2 protein-coding genes are annotated in these 866 nt (G+C 77.4%); both read left to right on the plus strand.

Going from position 1 to position 866, the window contains the following annotated elements:
• Positions 1 to 499 (plus strand): alpha-hydroxy-acid oxidizing protein (locus FHN55_RS23370; RefSeq protein WP_218974931.1); only part of this gene is annotated, 499 nt, incomplete at both ends.
• A 59-nt stretch (positions 500 to 558) separates the two neighbouring features.
• The gene (locus FHN55_RS24365; protein ID WP_373995759.1) at positions 559 to 795 is read left to right on the plus strand and encodes an alpha-hydroxy-acid oxidizing protein; all 237 of its coding nucleotides are present in this window, start codon (positions 559 to 561) and stop codon (positions 793 to 795) included.
• The last annotated feature ends 71 nt before the right edge of the window (positions 796 to 866 follow it).

Raw genomic sequence — 866 nt, forward strand, 5'->3', positions numbered from 1 at the left:
CCGCGGCCGCCGAGCACGGCGCCCCCTGGTGGTTCCAGGTCTACGTCATGAAGGACCGCTCCCTCACCGAGGCCCTCGTGCGGCGCGCGGTCGCCGCGGGAGCCGGCGCGCTGGTCCTGACCGGCGACACCCCATACGTGGGGCGCAAGCGCCGCGTCTCCGGGACGCGCCTGTCGGTCCCGGACGACCACTTCCTGGTCAACCTCGCACCCCACTTCGCCGAGCGGGTGACCGCCGGCGGAGCGGAGCTGACCGTGGCCGAGCAGCGGGCCGCGGCGGAGCAGGACCCGACCATCGACCTGCGCACCATCGCGTGGCTCGCGGAGGTCTCCGGCCTGCCCGTGCTGGTCAAGGGCGTGCTGCGCGGCGACGACGCGGTGGCCTGCCTGCAGGCCGGGGCGTCGGGCGTGGTGGTCTCCAACCACGGCGGCCGCCAGCTGGACCGCTCCGTGCCGAGCGCGCTGGCGCTCCCGGAGGTGGCCGCCGCCGTGCGCGAGCANNCGCGAGCACGTGCGCCTGGCGGGTCCGCTGCCGTCCGGCCACGCGCCGGTGGTCCTCGTGGACGGCGGCGTGCGCACGGGCACCGACGTGCTCACGGCGCTGGCGCTGGGCGCGGACGCCGTGCTGCTGGGGCGCCCGGTGCTGTGGGCGCTGGCCGCGGGGGGCGCCGAGGCCGCGCAGGCGTGCGTCGCGGAGGTGGTCTCCGACCTCGCTCACGTCATGGCCCTGGCCGGTGCGGCGAGCATCGCCGAGGTCTCGGGCGACCTCGTCCACGCGGCCGTCGCACGCCCCTGAGCGACCGCCGGGGGACCGCCGCAGGACCGCCGCAGGGGCCGTCGCGAGGCTGCTTGACCAAGCCTTGACCA

It is taken from the genome of Streptomyces sp. NP160 (assembly GCF_006335115.1).
Taxonomy (GTDB): domain Bacteria; phylum Actinomycetota; class Actinomycetes; order Actinomycetales; family Quadrisphaeraceae; genus Quadrisphaera.